Source organism: Actinoplanes utahensis (assembly GCF_016862455.1).
GTDB classification, from domain to species: domain Bacteria; phylum Actinomycetota; class Actinomycetes; order Mycobacteriales; family Micromonosporaceae; genus Actinoplanes; species Actinoplanes utahensis.
Map to the genome: position 1 here is coordinate 36461 of NZ_BOMZ01000034.1, position 15925 is coordinate 52385.

The window sequence follows — 15925 nt, forward strand, 5'->3', positions numbered from 1 at the left end:
AACGACGTCCTCCTTACCTGCCGACCAGGCCGGTACGGTTGATCAGCTGGTCGAGCATCGAGTCGATCGTGGTCAGGACCCGGGAGGCCGCCTCGTACCCACGCTGGTAGGTGAGCAGGTTGGTCATCTCCTCGTCGAGGTTGACCCCGGACTCCGAGTCCCGTGCGGCGTCGACCTGGTCGGTCACCGCGTTCTGGATGTCACGTCGGCGGGTCGAGGACTGGGCGGCCACCCCGAGGTCGCCGATCAGGGACTGGTACGCGGCGTCCGCGCCCGTCCGGGAGTCGGCCAGTTCGGCGAGCGCGTCGGCCCGGTCGCCGTCCAGCACCCGCGTCGCCGCATCGGCGCTCTTCGGATTCCCCGACGAGATCGCCAGCTTGTCGACGTCATCGACGATCTCTTGGTTGACCATGATGTTCCTGGCGTTGAGTGTGGCGCCCTCCTTGGGCACGAAGAGCTGGAGACCGGAGCTGCCGTCGTAACCGAAGGCCGCGACGGGCTGGTTGGTCTCCGGGTCGATGTTCGTGCCCGCGTGCACGCCGTTGACGTCTGCCGCCAGTTTCGTCGCGACGTCGTCCAGACGCTGCGACCAGGTCGCCAGGGTTCCGCCCTTGCGCAGCAGCTCCATCTGGGCGCCCATGGTCCCACCGGCGACCACCGGCGTGCCGTTGTCCTTCCACTGCAGATTGACGTCGAGGGTGGCCAGGTCCTCGAGCCGCGTCGCGCTGGGATCCTTGATCTGGATCTCGCGGACGTTGAATCCACTGACCAGCTGCGCGTTTCCGATGTAGACGTTCGTCGCGCCGTTCGGCGAGTCGACAGTGGTGGCCCCGGCCAGCTCCGCCAGCTTGAGGATCTGCTGGCCGCGCTGGTCCATCAGTTCGTTCGCCTGCAGACCGGCCTGGGTGGCCACCACGATCTCGTGATTCAGCTTGGCGATCGAGGCGGCGGTCTTGTTCACCTCGCCGGCGTAGGTGTCGAGCCCGGCACGCGTTGCGACGTACTGGCTGTTCAGCGCACCGGCCGCGTCGTTGAGCGAGGCCGCGACGGTGGTCGCCTGTTCCAGCGCGGCCGCCTTCGGCGCCTTCTGCGCCGGGTGAGCGGCGACCGCGTTGAACCCGTCCCACATGTCCTGCAGGCGCGCCTGCAAGGCGGTGTCGCTGGGCTCGCCGAACACGTCCTCGATCAGGTTGTACGCGCTCGTCCGCTCGTTGTGGTAGGCGGAGTTGGCGTGCTCGGTGTAACTGCGCTGGTCCAGCGCGGTGTTGCGAAGCCGCTCGACCGAGGTGACGGTGACGCCGTTGCCGACCGCGTCGGTGGTGGCGTAGACGCCCGGCACCAGGTTGGCGTTCTGTCCGTGCATCACCACCCGCTGCCGGGTGTACCCCTCGGTGTTCGCGTTCGCGATGTTCTGGCCTGCGACGTCCAGGCCCCGGCGCTGCGCGTACAGCGACGTGAGCGCCGTGTTGAGTCCGCTGAATGTGCTGCCCATCAGATCGCCTCATCAACCAGGGTGGGGCGCCGCACGGCGCCGCTGACGGTCTGGCCCTGCGGTCCGTACGTTTCCACAGTCTCAGCGAACGCGAGCATGGTTTCGCGAGCCGCACGCTGGCCTGCGGTGAGCAGATCACGGTTGACGTCGGCCAGGGCCCTGATCTCCGACGTCAGCATCAGGAAGGCCTTACGGTGCTGGTGCAACAGGTCGGACCAGGGATCCGGGGCCGCGTCGGCGAGCTCGCCGAGCGAGGCGTCCGGGGACAGGCCGAGTTCGGCGGCGACCTCCTGGGAGTACGCCGCGCGGATCACCTCGGTCTGCCGGATCTGATCCAGGACCACCTCGACCTCACGGGTGGCATGGCTGAGCCAGCGGGACCGGTTTGTCGCGAGGAGCAACTGCTCCTCCTCAAGCTTGAACAGCAGCATCTCCAGCAGCTCCCGCGAGCGCCAGAGGACACTGGCCAGGTCGGTCAGGCTCACCCGGTCCTCCGTCGTATAGCCGTTCGGGCGCACCCCTCGGCGGACCCGCTCATTCGGACAGGTCGGCACATCCGCCGTGCCGCTGAGCGGTTTCCCCCGATCGGCACTTATCTGGTTCGCCCTAAAAGCCCGAAAAAATCTCGGAGAATCCTCAGTGCCTCTCGGCGACCCGCCGAACAGGAAGGGCGCAACACCACGGCTCATGGACGGGCCGGATCAAGAGCCCAAATCAGGGAGGAATCACCAATGGGTCTCCGCATCAACCAGAACATCGCCGCGCAGAACGCCTACCGGAACCTGTCCGTCACGGACAACCAGATGTCGAAGTCGCTCGAGAAGCTCTCCAGCGGCTTCCGTATCAACCGGGCGGCCGACGACGCGGCCGGCCTCTCGATCTCCGAGGGCCTGCGGGCGCAGACGGGCGGTCTCAAGGTCGCCGTCCGCAACGCCCAGGACGCCATCAGCGTCGTGCAGACCTCTGAAGGCGCCCTCAACGAGGTCACCAGCATGCTCCAGCGCATGCGTGACCTGTCGGTGCAGTCCAGCAACGCCTCGCTCGACGCGGACGCCAAGAAGGCCGCGAACGCCGAATTCCAGCAGCTCTCCCAGGAGATCGACCGGATCGGCGAGACCACGGCGTTCGGCAAGTCGAAGCTGCTCGACGGCTCCTTCGGCATGGCCGCGAAGAAGGAGGGCACCGCGCTGACGGGCACCCCGGCGTCGGGTACCACCCCCGCCGTGCAGGCCACGCTGCCGGCCACCAGCGGCGCGATCTCGATCACTGATATCGGAGGGAAGACCCTCGACACCCAGATCGACGTCGGCGACATCGCGCTGACCGAGACCGACAAGAACGGCGACGAGGTCGCCCTCAGCCCGCAGGCAGCGGCCAAGAAGATGACCGAGGCCATCTCCACCGCCCTGAAGGACGCCGGTCACGGCGATGTCACGATGGAGGTCTCCGCCGAGATCGACAAGACGAGCGGCGACGTCACCTTCAGCGTCGCCGGCACGACCGGCTTCAAGGCCACCATCGGCACCCTGGTCGACGCCTCCCAGGGCGACGGGGCCGACCCGATCGAGAACGCGACGCCGGGCGCGTTCCAGATCGGCGCCAACGCGGGCGAGACCCTGAGCGTCGGCATCGGCGCCGTCAACTCGAAGACCCTGGGCCTGTCGAGCCTCGACCTGACCAAGCCCGCCACCCCGGGCGGCGGCAAGTCGGGTGCGGAGGAGGCGATGAAGGCGCTCGACACCGCCATCCAGTCGGTCTCCGACACGCGGGCCAAGCTGGGTGCCCACCAGAACCGCTTCGAGCACACGATCAACAACCTGAACGTGGCGGTCGAGAACCTGTCCGCATCGGAGTCGCGGATCCGGGACACCGACATGGCCCAGGAGATGGTCGGCTTCACCCGCAACCAGATCCTGACCCAGGCCGGCACCTCGATGCTCTCGCAGGCCAACCAGGGCTCGCAGGGCGTGCTCTCGCTGCTCCGCTGAGCAACCCGATAGCAACCCTCAGCAACTGAATCCGTAGCGCGAACGACCGAAGAGGGGGGTAGCCGGCACGCCTAGCCGGCTACCCCCGCTCCGTGATCGTCGTCGGTGAAGGAAAGTAGGTTTCCGTGAGCAGCTCTGTCGACGGCCTCGTCAGCGGCCTCAGTACCTCCTCGATGATCCAGCAGATGATGCAGGTCGAGGCCGCGCCGCAGACGAAGCTCAAGAACAAGGTCGAGACCGCCCAGACCACCGTCACGTCCTACCAGGCGATCAACACCAAGCTCGCGGCCGCGGAGACGGCGGGTAAGGCGATCGGCCGGCTCGAGACCTGGCGCACGATGAAGACCAAGTCCAGCTCCGAGTCGGTGACCGCCACATCCGGTGGCCTCAGTGCCATGGCCGGCAACGTCAAGTTCGACGTCAAGTCGGTGGCTCGCCCTCAGACCACCGTCTTGCGTGTCGACACCACCGCCGACAACGCGCTTCCCCCCTCGTTCGACATCAAGATCGGCAAGAACGACGGGACCGGCGTCGCCGACCCCAGCGCTACCCACACCATCACGCTCTCCGGCGACCCCATGCCCACGCCGACGCCGGACAACCTGGCCGCGGCGATCAACAGCGCCGACATCGGCATCCGCGCCTACGTCGTGAAGACCGGGGAAAACGTGGGCATGCTGCAGCTCACCGGCGCGAAGGCGGGCGCTGAGAACGGGTTCGAGCTGGTCGGATTCGAGGGCCTCGGCCTCCCCGACCCGGAAACCGGCCTGACCACCGACCCGGCCACCACCGTGGCGTCGAACGCGGTGCTCAAGATGAACCCGGACGCCGGATCCGCCGCGTACGAGGTGACCAGCGACAGCAACACCTTCACCGGCCTGATGCCAGGCGTGACCGTCACCGTCTCCAAGGAGGAGAACGGTGTGACCGTCGACGCGACGACGGATGTGGACGCCATCGCGGCCAAGTTCAAGGCGTTCGTCGACGCCACGAACGAAGCGCTCACCGAGATCAAGACGCAGACCGCGTATGACCCGGAGACCCGCAAGGGCTCGCCGCTGACCGGTGACTTCACCATCCGGCAGATGTCCCAAGCCCTGCTCAGCGAGATCAGCACCGGGCTCACCAGCAAGAAGTCGCTGGATGCGGACGGCAAGGTGGTGAGCGAGCCGTTCGACTTCGGCGCGGACGGTCCCTCGCTCAGCCGGCTCGGCATCAAGATCGGCGAAGGCGGCCTCCTGGAGTTCAAGGAGAGCGCCTTCAAGGAGACCTACACCAAAGACCCGGCGTTGGCCGGGGAAGCCGGCATGGCCTTCGGCAGCAATATGGGGATCCTCACCAACCGGCAGCAGAAGACGGTCAAAAGCGTGGTCGAGGGCCGCAAGACCGAGATCGAGACGCTTAACGACCAGGTCAGCAACTGGGACATCCGCCTGGCGTCCCGGCGTCAGGCGCTGCAGCGGCAGTACGCCGCCCTGGAGACGGCTCTCGGCAAGCTGCAAAACCAGTCGAGCTGGCTCAGCGGACAGCTCGGCGGCTGACGACCTTCACCCGACCCCGGCCGACCACTGCCCCTGACCGAGGGAGACTCATGAGCGCACCCAACCTTCGCGACCGTTACCTGCAGGACTCGATCAACACGGCATCGCCGGGCAAACTGCTGGTCATGCTGTACGACCGGCTCATCCTCGACCTGATGCACGGCGAGGAGGCGATCCGGCACAACGACCGGGCCCTGGCCAACGATCGGATCTCGCACGCGCAGGAGATCGTGCTGGAGCTCCGCGCCACCCTGAACCTGGAAGCCTGGGACGGTGCTCCCGGCCTGGCCAGCCTGTACGGCTTCATCATCACCGAGCTGATCGGCGCCAACATCAAGCAGGACGCCGACCGGGTCGCGAGCTGCCGGAAGTTGCTGGAGCCGCTGCGCGACGCGTGGCGCGAGGCCGCGGCCGCGACATGAGCACCGCGACGGAGAGCGGCCTGGACTGGCGGGCTGCCTGGACCGCCGCGCTGGACGACCTGGAGATGGACGTCCTCGCGGTCGAGACGATGCTGCTCGACGAGCGCCGCCTCGCCGAGACTCCGCCGGCGAATCCGTGGCGGCCGCCGACCGAACTGGGCGCTCTGCCGTTGGAGCTCAGGCCGCGGGCCGACGAGATCCTCACCCGGCAGCTGGCCGTGGCGGAGGAGATCGCCAAGCGGCTGACCGCGAACCGCCAGCAGATGGCGATGACCTCCCGGATCGAGACCGGTGAGGCGGTCAAACGCCCGGTTTACCTGGATTTCGCAATCTAGATCCCATATGGCACAGGTCCCGGACCCCGCAAGGGGCCGGGACCTTTCTGTGTGCAACCTCCCAGCAACCGGTTGCGACTCAGCGGATCCGGGAGCGCGCCGAAGTGCAGGGTACGAGCACGGATCGCTCACCGAAAAGCCACGGATCGGCTCCACGGAATCGACTAGGGAGTTCGCCTTGTTCGACGACCGCGCATCCGCCTCTCTCCGCGTCTCCATCGCCGGGCTCGCCGCCCGGCAGCAGGCCATCGCCAACAACATCGCCAACATCGAGACCCCCGGTTACCGGGCACGTAAGGTCAAGTTCGAGGAGGCGCTGCAGAGCGCCGTCACCCGGGGCCAGTCTCCGCTCGGGGTGACCCCGAGCGTGCATGAGTCGCTCGAGCCGACCCGGCTCAACGGCAACAACGTCAACCTCGACCAGGAAACGTTGTCGCACGTCGACACCACGATGCGTTACAACCTCGCCATCCGGGCGCTCGACGGCAAGTACAACTCGCTGCGCGAAGCCATCAAGGGGGCCTGACGATGAGCACCTTCAACGCCATCGGCATCGCCGGTAGCGGCGTCACCGTCTACCGCAAGTGGCTGGACGCGGTCGCCGACAACCTCGCGAACATCAACACCACCACGCGTACCAGCGAGAACGCCTTCCAGGCCCGGTACGTCGCGGCGCGTGCAGCGCAGGACGGCAACGGGGCCGAGGTCGCCGGAATCCAATACGGCAACGCCGAGGGGATCCTGGCCTACGAGCCGGACAACCCGCTCGCCGACGCCGAGGGTTACGTCCGCCGGCCGGACATCGACATGGGCAACCAGATGGCCCAGCTCATGATGGCCCAGCGCTCCTACCAGGCCAACCTCGCGGTCGTCGACCGGGCACGTGAGTCGTACAACGCCGCGATCAACCTCGGGAAGTGATCACCTTGACCTCACCGATCAGTCCGCTCGGCGGATTCTCCGGCATCGAAGGAATCAGCGGTCGCGGCGTCGGCCTGGGTGGCCTCAACGGCCTCGGCAGCATGCTCGGCACCTCGGAGACCCAGGCGCCCAGCGGCCCCAACGCCGACTTCGCCGGCATGCTCGCCAAGGGCATCGAGAACGTCCAGGCCTCCCAGACCAAGGCTGCCGACCTCGCGGTTCAGGTGGCCGACGGCCGCCTCCAGGACCCGGCGCAGTACACCATGGCCGCCACCGAGGCGGGTCTCGGCCTGCAACTGACCATGGCCGTCCGGAACAAGGCCGTCGAGGCGTTCCAGGAGATCATGAGGATGCAGGCATGACCCGAATGCACCGCAGCGAAGCAAGGGCCGTGAGGGCATGCCCAGGAAAGCCCAGCATGACCCGAACGCACCGCAGCGAAGCAAGGGCCGTGAGGGCATGCCCGGAGAGCCGAGCCTGATATGACCGACCGCCTTCCCGCTCCGGTTCGCCGCGTTACGGACACCTTCAAGTCCTTCACACCGGGACAGAAGGCTGTCACTGTTTTCGCGATCCTCGCTCTCGCCGTCGGTGGCTACTTCTTCGCCGCCTGGGCCGCGAAGCCGTCGTACCAGATCCTCTTCAACAACCTGTCGACCAAGGACGCCAGCGCGATCGTCGAGTCGCTGCAGAAAGCCGGCACCCAGTACGAGCTGGCCAATGACGGCCAGACCATCCTGGTGCCGCGCGACCAGGTGAACCAGCTCCGGCTCCAGCTGTCCGGCGAGGGCCTGCCCAACGACGAGGGCACCGGCTACTCGCTGCTGGACCAGCAGGGCATCACCACCAGCGACTTCATGCAGCACGCCAACTACCAGCGGGCGCTGGAGGGCGAGCTGTCCAAGACGATCAAAGCGATCGAGGGTGTCGAGGCCGCGACGGTGCACCTCGTGATGCCCAAGGAGGACGTCTTCTCCGACGACCAGAAGAAGCCGACCGCGTCGGTGCTGGTCGCCTCGAAGGCGAACGACCAGCTCGACCAGCAGCAGGTGCAGTCGATCGTGCACCTGGTCGCGTCGAGCGTCGAGGGCCTCGACCCCACCCACGTCACGGTCGCCGGCTCGGACGGGCGGATGCTCTCCACCGGTGGCGGCAACACGATCGGCTCCACCGGCGCGGACAACGCCGCCGAGCAGCAGACCGTGGCGTTCCAGAACCGTCTGAACAGCTCCCTGCAGCGGATGCTCGACAACCTGGTCGGGCCCGGCCACTCGGTGGTCACCACCACCCCGGTCCTGGACTTCGACCAGGCGGAGACCCGGACCAAGAAGTACAGCACCGACCCCTCCATGCCGGCCGAGCAGGAGAACGTCAAGAGCGAGACCTACAGCGGCACCGGCAACACGTCGGGCGGTGTGCTCGGCCCGGACAACATCCAGGTGCCGAACGGCGGCAACGGCTCCGGGCAGTACCAGCAGAAGGACGAGACCCGGACCCGCCGCTTCAACGAGGTGGAGGAGGTGCGCCGGAACGCTCCGGGCAGCATCGAGCGGCTCAACGTGTCGGTTCTGCTGGACAGCACGGTGGCCGGCCAGGTCGACCCGGACGAGGTGCAGCAGCTGCTCAGCGCGGCGGCCGGCATCGACCCGACCCGCGGTGACACCATCGCGGTGGCCTCGATGCCGTTCGACAACACCCAGGCGCAGGCGGTCAAGGACGAGCTCGCCGCCGCCGCGGCGGCCGAGAAGGCGGCCAAGCAGACGAAGCTGATCCAGACCGCGGCCTTGGTGCTCGTGGTCCTGATGCTGATCTTCCTGGCCTGGCGGGCCAACCGGCGGGCCAAGAAGCGCCAGCAGCAGCTCACCGACGAGGAACGGCGCCACCTCGAGGAGATGCAGGCCGCACTGGAGGCGCAGCGGGCGGCCGAACTGGACGTCACCGTCGCGCACGCGCTGGAGCTGCCGGAGCTCGCCGGAAAGACGGACGAGGCACGCGAGGAGCGGCATCGTGAGATCGAGGAGCTGGTCCGGGAGAAGCCGGACGAGACCGCGTCCCTGATCCGCAGCTGGATCTCCGCCGACACGAACCCTCGCTGAACCACAGGAGTTTCAGTTGACTACACCGGCGCTCACCACGCTCAACATGACCGGGGTCCGCAAGGCCGCGATCATGCTGGTCCAGTTCGGCAAGGAGCACGCGGCCCAGGTCATGGCGAACATGACCGACAAAGAGGTCGAGATGGTGTCCGCCGAGGTGGCCCGCCTGGGCAAGCTCGACCCGCTCCAGGTCGACGACGTGATGGACGAGTTCTACGCCATGGCTACCACCCGATACGCCGGGTCGGGTGGCATGGACTACGCACGGGAGTTGCTGGAGGCGTCGCTCGGCAAGGAGCGGGCGGCGCTCATCCTGGAGCGGCTCGAAGCGTCGATGAACGACATCCCGTTCAACTTCCTCAGCAACGCCGACCCCCGACAGTTGCTCTCGTACGTCCAGTACGAACATCCACAGACCATCGCGCTGGTGCTCGCGCACATCCCCTCCGGGCTGGCCTCGTCGATCCTGGCCGGCCTTCCGCTGGAGGTGCAGACCGAGGTCGCGCACCGCATCGCGATCATGGACCGCACCTCGCCGGACATCATCCGGCAGGTCGAGAGCGCCCTGCAGCGCAAGCTGTCCAGCGTGCTCCAGCCGGACGAGCTCTCCACGGTCGGCGGTCTGCAACCGCTCGTCGACATCATCAACCGCGCCGACCGCACCACCGAACGTCTCATCCTGGAGGCCCTCGAGGCGCGCAGCCCCGAGCTGGCCGAGGAGATCCGGCGCCGGATGTTCATGTTCGAGGACGTCGTCAACCTCGAGGACCGCGCGGTGCAGCTCATCCTGCGCCAGGTGGAACCGGCCGACCTGGCCTGTGCCCTCAAGGGTGTGCCCGAGGGCGTGCGCGACAAGGTCACCAAGAACCTGTCCGAACGCGGCCGGGAGAACCTGCTCGAGGAGATGGACCTGCTCGGCCCGGTCAAGGTCAAGATGGTCGAGGAGGCGCAGGCCAAGATCGTCGGTGTCATCCGCACCCTGGAGGACTCCGGCCAGATCGAGATCCAGCGTGGCGGTGAGGCGGATGAGCTCATCGCCTGACCGGGTGCTCCGCGGCGTCGCCGCCGAGAACCTGGCCGCCGCCCGCTTCGGGGTCGACCTGCGACACGACATCCCGGTCGACAACGAGGCCGTCGAGAAGGCCAAACAGCAGGCCCGGACCACCGGGTACGCCGAAGGCTGGGCACAGGGCAAACGCGAGGCGGCGGAGGCCGCGGAGGCGGCCACGGCCCGGGCGCACGCTGCCGAGGAGGCGTACGAGCAGCGCCGCTCCGCCGCCCTGAACCGGGCCGTGAACGCCCTCGGCCGGGCCGTCACCGACCTCGAGAACCAGCTCATGCCGACCTTCACCGAACTGCAGGAGGTCGTGCTGGCCAGTGCCTGGGACCTCGCCGAGGCGATCATCGGCCGGCATCTGCGCGACGACCCGGAACGTGGGGCCGACGCCCTGCGCCGGGCCGTGACAGCCGCCCCGGAACACGGCGACATGACGGTCAGCCTGCACCCGGACGACTTCCGGAGCCTCGTGGGTGAAGGCTCCGGAGAGGGTTTCGACTTCGAGGGCCGGCGGATCACGCTGCGCCCCGGCCCCGGGCTCCAGCCCGGTGACGCGGTCGCCGAGACGGGCACCGCCACCGTCGACGCGACCATCGCCGCCGCGGTCGACCGTGCCCGGGAGGCGCTGCGTCTGTGACCCGGCATGGCCGAGCGCAGCGAGGTCATGGCGGGTCCTGCCTGCGCTCTCGAACTTCCGAGTGGGGGACAGCCAACACATGACTGATGTCTTTCAGCACCGGCTGCACAGTGCGATGGAGGCGGCCCGTCCGCTGGTCAGTGGGCGGGTCACCGGCGCGGTCGGGTTGCGGGTGACGGTGAGCGGCCTCGAAGCGAACGTCGGTGACCTGCTGCGTCTCGGCAGCGCCACCGACCCGATCCTGGCCGAGGTGGCCGCGCTCGACGGGGAACGGCTGTCCTGCATGCCGCTCGGCCCGATCACCGGGATCGGCGCCGGCACCCCGGCGGTGAGCACCGGCGGGCCGTTGCGGATCGCGGTCGGGCCGGACCTGCGCGGCCGCATCCTGGACGGCCTGGGCCGGCCGATGGACGGCGGACCGCCGCTGCGCGGGCGCCTGGTGCCGATCGACGCGGCGCCGCCCTCGGCCATGGAGCGCCAGTTGGTCGGCGCTCAGATGTCTCTCGGGGTACGCGTCCTGGACACTCTCGTCCCGTGCGGCAAGGGCCAGCGCATCGGTATCTTCGCCGGTTCCGGCGTCGGCAAATCGACGTTGATGAGCCAGATCACCCGGGGCACCGCGGCCGAGTTGAACGTGGTCGCCCTGGTCGGTGAGCGCGGCCGTGAGGTGCGCGAGTTCATCGAGCACGACCTGGGCCCGGAGGGGCTGGCCCGTTCGGTGCTGGTGATCGCCACGTCGGACACGCCGCCGCTGGTCCGGCTCAGGGCCGGCGCGGTCGCCACCCGGATCGCCGAGTACTACCGGGACGAGGGCGCCGACGTGCTGCTGATGATGGACAGCGTGACCCGGGCGGCGATGGCGCAGCGTGAGGTCGGCCTGTCGGTGGGCGAGCCGCCGGCCACCCGGGGGTATCCCCCGTCGGTCTTCGCGATGCTCGCCTCGCTGCTGGAACGCGCCGGGCCGGGCGCCCGCGGCAGCATCACCGGCCTTTACACGGTGCTGGTCGAGGGTGACGACCACAACGAGCCGATCGCCGACGCGGCCCGCTCGATCCTCGACGGCCACATCGTGCTGGACCGCAAGCTCGCCACCGCCGGCCACTTCCCGGCGATCCAGGCCCTCGACTCGATCTCCCGTGTCGCCAACAAGATCACCACCCGGGAGCAGCGGTCCGACGCCACCGAGCTGCGCCGGCTGATGGCCGCCCACCGGGAGGTTCGCGAGTTGGTCGAGATCGGCGCCTATGTTCCCGGCACGAACCCGGACGCCGACCGCGCCAACGCCGCCTGGCCGCAGATCAGCGCCTTCCTCCGTCAGGACCTCGACGACCGGACCACCGCCGATTCCGCCTGGGCCGCCCTTCGCGCCCTGATCGCCACGACCTGATCTTCGTGACTGGTTCTTCGTGTCTCACGGCACGTGAGACAGCGCCGAGAACCAGCCGCAACCACCGCTTCGGCCCGGCGGCCGCGTTTCGGTCTCGCGCCGGGAAAACCTGGCGCGGAGAAGGCGGTGCGGTCCCGATGCGGTCGAGAGCAGTTTGCGGCGTACGAGAAAAGGGTCGTGAAGTTGCCTTTCCCGGGGTTTGGAAATCGCCCTCCGGCCGCTCAGTAGCGAAGCGGGTGCAGGGCTCAGTGGATCAGCCGACGGGCCGAAGCGGTGAGGTGAGGGCCAACCGTCCCCACTAGGAGGCCAACGTTGAATCGTCTGTTCCGACTGGCACCCGTGCTGCGCGCCCGCAAGGCGCAGGAGGACGCCGCCCGCGGCGCCGTGATCCAGTCCCGAGCCGAAATCCGTGACGCCGAAGCCATGGTGAAGCGCCGCCGGCTGGACCTGGTCGGGGCGGACGCACCGTCCGAGGGCTCGGCCCGGGCCATGGTCGCCGCCCTGGTCGCCCGGCAGTCGCTGGCGGCGGGCCTGTTCGACGCGCAGCGCATGGTGACCGACGCCGAGGAGGTAGAGCGGCAGCGGATGGCCGCTCTCGCCGACGCCTCCAAGCGCCGCCGTGCGGTCGAGATGATGGCCGACCGGCACGCGGCCATGGTCAAGGCCCATGATCTGCGCACCGACCAGGCGAACCTGGACGAGCTCGCGATCTCCGCCAAGGCGCGCAGCTCCGCCGGCAGCGTGAACGACCCGGGGCAGGGCGAGTCATGACCATGCTGGGTGTCGCCGGGGTCCTGTCGCGCATCTCCGAGCTGCAAGGTCAGCTCGGGCTGAACGCGGCAGCCCAGGCTCCGGCGGCGACCGGCGGCACCTCCGGCACGCGGTTCGCCTCGGCGCTCTCCAGCGCCACCGGAGCGGCCACCGGCCCGGGCCGGGGCGCCGGGCCGAGCGGGGGCGACGTCGTCGCGGCGGCGAAGAAATACCTGGGTACGCCGTACGTCTTCGGCGGCACCGACCCGAGCAAGGGCCTGGACTGTTCCGGTTTCATCCAGCGGGCCTACGCCGACCTCGGCGTGGATCTCCCCCGCAACTCCTGGCAGCAGGCGAAGGCCGGCCGGCCGGTCGCCAGTCTGGCCGATGCCAAGCCCGGCGACGTCCTCGCCTTCAACTCGCCTGTCGACCACGTCGCGATCTATCTGGGCGACAACAAGATGATCGCGGCGCCGAAACCGGGCGACCACGTCAAGATCCAGAGCGTGTACGAGACCCCCAGCGCCATCCGCCGCATCATCGACAACGTGCCCGCCGCCGCCGTGCAGGACATGTCGTCGCTGCGCCCGGCCGGTCTGCGGGCCGTCGCCGGCGGTGGGCTGAGCGGTGTGCCGTACGCCGAACTGTTCGAGCAGGCCGGCGCCCGGCACGGCGTCTCACCGAAGCTGCTCGCCGCCGTCGCCAAGGTCGAGTCCAGCTACGACCCGCGCGCTGTCAGCAAGGCCGGCGCCCAGGGCCTGATGCAGTTGATGCCGGCGACCGCCCGCGGCCTCGGCGTCGACAACGCGTTCGACCCCGCCCAGGCGGTCAACGGCGCGGCCAAGCTGCTCGCCTCCCACCTGCGCGAGTTCAAGTCGGTGCCGCTGGCCCTGGCCGCGTACAACGCCGGCGGTGGGGCGGTGCACCGGCACGGTGGCATCCCGCCGTCAGCGGAGACCCAGGCATACGTCCCGAAGGTGCAGAAGGCCCTGGCCGCGCTCGGCGGCTGAGGTCCTACCGGAGCAGATACGCAGGAGCAGGGGAGACCGCATGAGCATGCCGAGTTCAGTGACGGGTCCCGACCGCAAGCCGGGTGCCGAGGCGTCCCGGCGGCCGGGCGGGCGGCGCGAGGAGGGCGGGACGGACTTCGATTCGGCGCTCTCGGCCGAACTGGGCCGGCCGTCCGGCGAGGACGAGCGGGAGAGACCGGAACGGGCCGGTGGCGATCATGCGGCGGACGCGCAGCGCGCGGCGCGGGCGGCGGCGGCCCGGACGGCGGCAGCACAGACCACCGACCAGGCCGCGATCGCCCGTGCCGCCGCGGACCGGGCCGCCGCCGAGCGGAACGCCGTGGCCCGGGCGGCGACCGGGCGGGCGGCGTTCTCCCGGGCGGCGACCGACCGGGCGGCGACCGACCGGGCCGCCCTGTCGCGGACCACAGCGGAGCGAGCCTCAGCAGAGCGGGCCTCAGCGGACCGGGCCTCGACGGAGCGGGCCGCGACGGGACGGGCCGCGACGGAGCGGGCCACAGTGGACCGCGCTGCCGCACGCGCGGCGGACGCGCGGGAGACCACACAGCGGGCGGCCGCCGAGCGGCGTTTCTCCGCCGGGCGCGACACCAGGCAGCCGGTGCAGGCCGCCAAGCGGCCCGTGCAGACGGCCGGGCCGGACACCAAGCGGCCCGCAGCCGGGCAGGACACCAAGCGGCCTGCCGAGACCGCGGGACGGCCCCCCGGTGAACCGACGACCGCGAAGACCGGCACCGGGCGGGACAGCACGGTGCAGGACGGCGCCGGACGTACGGCGAACCGGCCGGGCGCCGAGACCCGCTCCCGTCCGGTGGACGGCGAGACGACCACGGTCACGGCGGCCGGCGAGACCACGCGGCCGGTCCGCGAGGAGACGGCTGAACCGGAGCAGAAGCAGGCGACCGGCATCGAGGCGGGTTCGGCCGTCGCGCTGGCGGGCACGATCACCGGCATGGCGGTGCAGGTGCCCGCCGAGGCGACGCCGGAGGCCACCGGCACCGGCGAGACGACCGGTCCGGCCCCGGTCACCGTTGCGGCACCCCAGGCCGGGGCGGGTGTGACTCCAGCGGCGACCGGACCCGCGACGGCGGCGGCGACGACGGCCGGGAGTGCGGCGAACCCCACCGCAGCCGGTACTCTCCCCGGCCCTGCCACACCGGATCCGACGGCGACCGCGGCCCCGGCCGGCACCGCCGCCACGCCACAGGCGGCCGGCACGACCGATGCGGCCGCGACGGCCCCGGCCACCGCGACGGGGACGCCCGGAACAGCCCCGGCGGCGACCGCGGGTCAGCCGTCCGCCGCGGGGGGAGCTCCGGGCGCTCCGGCGGCCGCACCACCCACCACCGTGACACCGGAGACCGCCGCGGTGCTCCGCCCGGAGAGCCTGCGCCCCGCGGAGGCCACCACCGGCACCGCCGCGGCGGAACCGGCCACGACGGCTCCGGGCGGCACCGCCGCGGGGCCCACGGCCACCGGCGGCACCGGCGCGGAAACCGGATCCGGTCAGGGTTCGGCGGACACCGGCGGCCAGAGCGGTCAGGGCGGGGCCGGCCAGTCCGACACCGGCCGGGCCGCCACCGCGGCGACCGGGTTCCCCACAGGTCTTCCCCAGGCCGCCGGGCCCGGGGAGGCCGCCGCGGCGGGTGTCCCCGCCGCGGCCGGGCTGGCGGGGGTGACCGGTCCGCAGGCCACGGCGCCCGCCGCGCCGGTGGCCGAGACCGCGGCCCCGCCGCCGCCCGCCCCGAGCACCCCGTCGCCGGCGGCCGCCCAGGTCGCCATGCGGATCATTCCGCTGCGGCTGGACGCCGACGGTGTGCACCGGCTGACCGTGAACCTGCACCCGGTCGACCTCGGTCCGGTTCAGGTGGTGGCGGAGATCCGCAACGGTGACATCACGGTGCAGCTGTCCGGCGGGACCGAGGCGGGCACCGAGGCGCTCCGGTCCTCCCTCGCCGACCTGCAGCGTGAGCTGGAGGACGCCGGGTTCACCAACTGCACCCTCGACCTGCGGCAGGGCAACCCGCAGCAGCAGGCCCGCCAGCAGTTCGCCGAGACGCTGAACCGCCGGACCGGCAACGGCCCGGCCGGCGGACCGGACGTCGGCGCCGAACCCGCGCCGGTCACCACCCGGCGGGTCGACCCGGGTGCCGGCCGCGTCGACATCCAGGCCTGACAGCGTCGAGGCGCCGGCCGCGTACCGCGGCCGGCGCCTCGACGCGCTGGGCTGGTTCCGGCTGGTTCATGAGACGGCAGTGCGAACCAGCCGGA

At 70.2% G+C, this 15925-nt stretch carries 16 protein-coding genes; 14 read left to right on the forward strand and 2 right to left on the reverse strand.

Going from position 1 to position 15925, the window contains the following annotated elements:
* Positions 1 to 13 precede the first annotated feature (13 nt).
* Positions 14 to 1492 carry a flagellar hook-associated protein FlgK gene (flgK, locus tag Aut01nite_RS11495; RefSeq protein WP_043533235.1) on the reverse strand — a complete coding sequence of 493 codons (1479 nt, stop codon included), beginning with the start codon at positions 1490 to 1492 and terminating at the stop codon, positions 14 to 16.
* Complete coding sequence (locus Aut01nite_RS11500; RefSeq protein ID WP_043533562.1) at positions 1492 to 1977, reverse strand: flagellar protein FlgN; 486 nt, start codon at positions 1975 to 1977, stop codon at positions 1492 to 1494. Before Aut01nite_RS11500 ends, flgK begins: the two co-directional genes overlap by 1 nt.
* Positions 1978 to 2223: 246 nt before the next feature.
* On the opposite strand from Aut01nite_RS11500, the gene Aut01nite_RS11505 reads away from it, so the two are divergent.
* The 14 genes from Aut01nite_RS11505 (at position 2224) to Aut01nite_RS44255 (ending at position 15830) form a co-directional block, all read left to right on the forward strand.
* A complete protein-coding gene (locus Aut01nite_RS11505; RefSeq protein ID WP_043533234.1) occupies positions 2224 to 3480 on the forward strand; it encodes a flagellin N-terminal helical domain-containing protein in 1257 nt (418 codons plus the stop codon).
* A 125-nt stretch (positions 3481 to 3605) separates the two neighbouring features.
* Complete coding sequence (gene fliD, locus Aut01nite_RS11510) at positions 3606 to 5021, forward strand: flagellar filament capping protein FliD (RefSeq protein WP_043533233.1); 1416 nt, start codon at positions 3606 to 3608, stop codon at positions 5019 to 5021.
* Positions 5022 to 5071: 50 nt separating this feature from the next.
* Positions 5072 to 5443, forward strand: coding sequence for a flagellar export chaperone FliS (fliS, locus tag Aut01nite_RS11515; protein WP_043533232.1), 372 nt, complete (start codon positions 5072 to 5074; stop codon positions 5441 to 5443).
* A complete protein-coding gene (locus Aut01nite_RS11520; protein WP_043533561.1) occupies positions 5440 to 5778 on the forward strand; it encodes a hypothetical protein in 339 nt (112 codons plus the stop codon). Before fliS ends, Aut01nite_RS11520 begins: the two co-directional genes overlap by 4 nt.
* Positions 5779 to 5956: 178 nt before the next feature.
* The gene (locus Aut01nite_RS11525) at positions 5957 to 6304 is read left to right on the forward strand and encodes a flagellar basal body rod protein FlgB (protein WP_043533231.1); all 348 of its coding nucleotides are present in this window, start codon (positions 5957 to 5959) and stop codon (positions 6302 to 6304) included.
* A 2-nt stretch (positions 6305 to 6306) separates the two neighbouring features.
* Positions 6307 to 6699: a flagellar basal body rod protein FlgC gene (locus tag Aut01nite_RS11530; RefSeq protein ID WP_043533230.1), complete on the forward strand. Its 393-nt coding sequence runs from the start codon at positions 6307 to 6309 to the stop codon at positions 6697 to 6699.
* Positions 6700 to 6704: 5 nt separating this feature from the next.
* Positions 6705 to 7061 carry a flagellar hook-basal body complex protein FliE gene (gene fliE / locus Aut01nite_RS11535; RefSeq protein ID WP_043533560.1) on the forward strand — a complete coding sequence of 119 codons (357 nt, stop codon included), beginning with the start codon at positions 6705 to 6707 and terminating at the stop codon, positions 7059 to 7061.
* A gap of 120 nt (positions 7062 to 7181) precedes the next feature.
* Positions 7182 to 8795, forward strand: coding sequence for a flagellar basal-body MS-ring/collar protein FliF (fliF, locus tag Aut01nite_RS11540; protein WP_043533229.1), 1614 nt, complete (start codon positions 7182 to 7184; stop codon positions 8793 to 8795).
* A gap of 16 nt (positions 8796 to 8811) precedes the next feature.
* Positions 8812 to 9837 (forward strand): flagellar motor switch protein FliG, encoded by a 1026-nt coding sequence (gene fliG / locus Aut01nite_RS11545; protein WP_043533228.1) that lies wholly within the window; start codon positions 8812 to 8814, stop codon positions 9835 to 9837.
* Complete coding sequence (locus tag Aut01nite_RS11550) at positions 9821 to 10489, forward strand: FliH/SctL family protein (protein WP_236643185.1); 669 nt, start codon at positions 9821 to 9823, stop codon at positions 10487 to 10489. Before fliG ends, Aut01nite_RS11550 begins: the two co-directional genes overlap by 17 nt.
* 79 nt (positions 10490 to 10568) lie before the next feature.
* A complete protein-coding gene (locus Aut01nite_RS11555; protein ID WP_043533226.1) occupies positions 10569 to 11876 on the forward strand; it encodes a FliI/YscN family ATPase in 1308 nt (435 codons plus the stop codon).
* 312 nt (positions 11877 to 12188) lie between these two features.
* The gene (locus Aut01nite_RS11560) at positions 12189 to 12647 is read left to right on the forward strand and encodes a flagellar FliJ family protein (protein ID WP_043533224.1); all 459 of its coding nucleotides are present in this window, start codon (positions 12189 to 12191) and stop codon (positions 12645 to 12647) included.
* On the forward strand, positions 12644 to 13636 hold the full coding sequence (locus Aut01nite_RS11565; RefSeq protein WP_084000109.1) for a transglycosylase SLT domain-containing protein: 993 nt from the start codon (positions 12644 to 12646) through the stop codon (positions 13634 to 13636). Before Aut01nite_RS11560 ends, Aut01nite_RS11565 begins: the two co-directional genes overlap by 4 nt.
* Positions 13637 to 13676: 40 nt before the next feature.
* Positions 13677 to 15830, forward strand: coding sequence for a flagellar hook-length control protein FliK (locus Aut01nite_RS44255; protein WP_152629128.1), 2154 nt, complete (start codon positions 13677 to 13679; stop codon positions 15828 to 15830).
* The last annotated feature ends 95 nt before the right edge of the window (positions 15831 to 15925 follow it).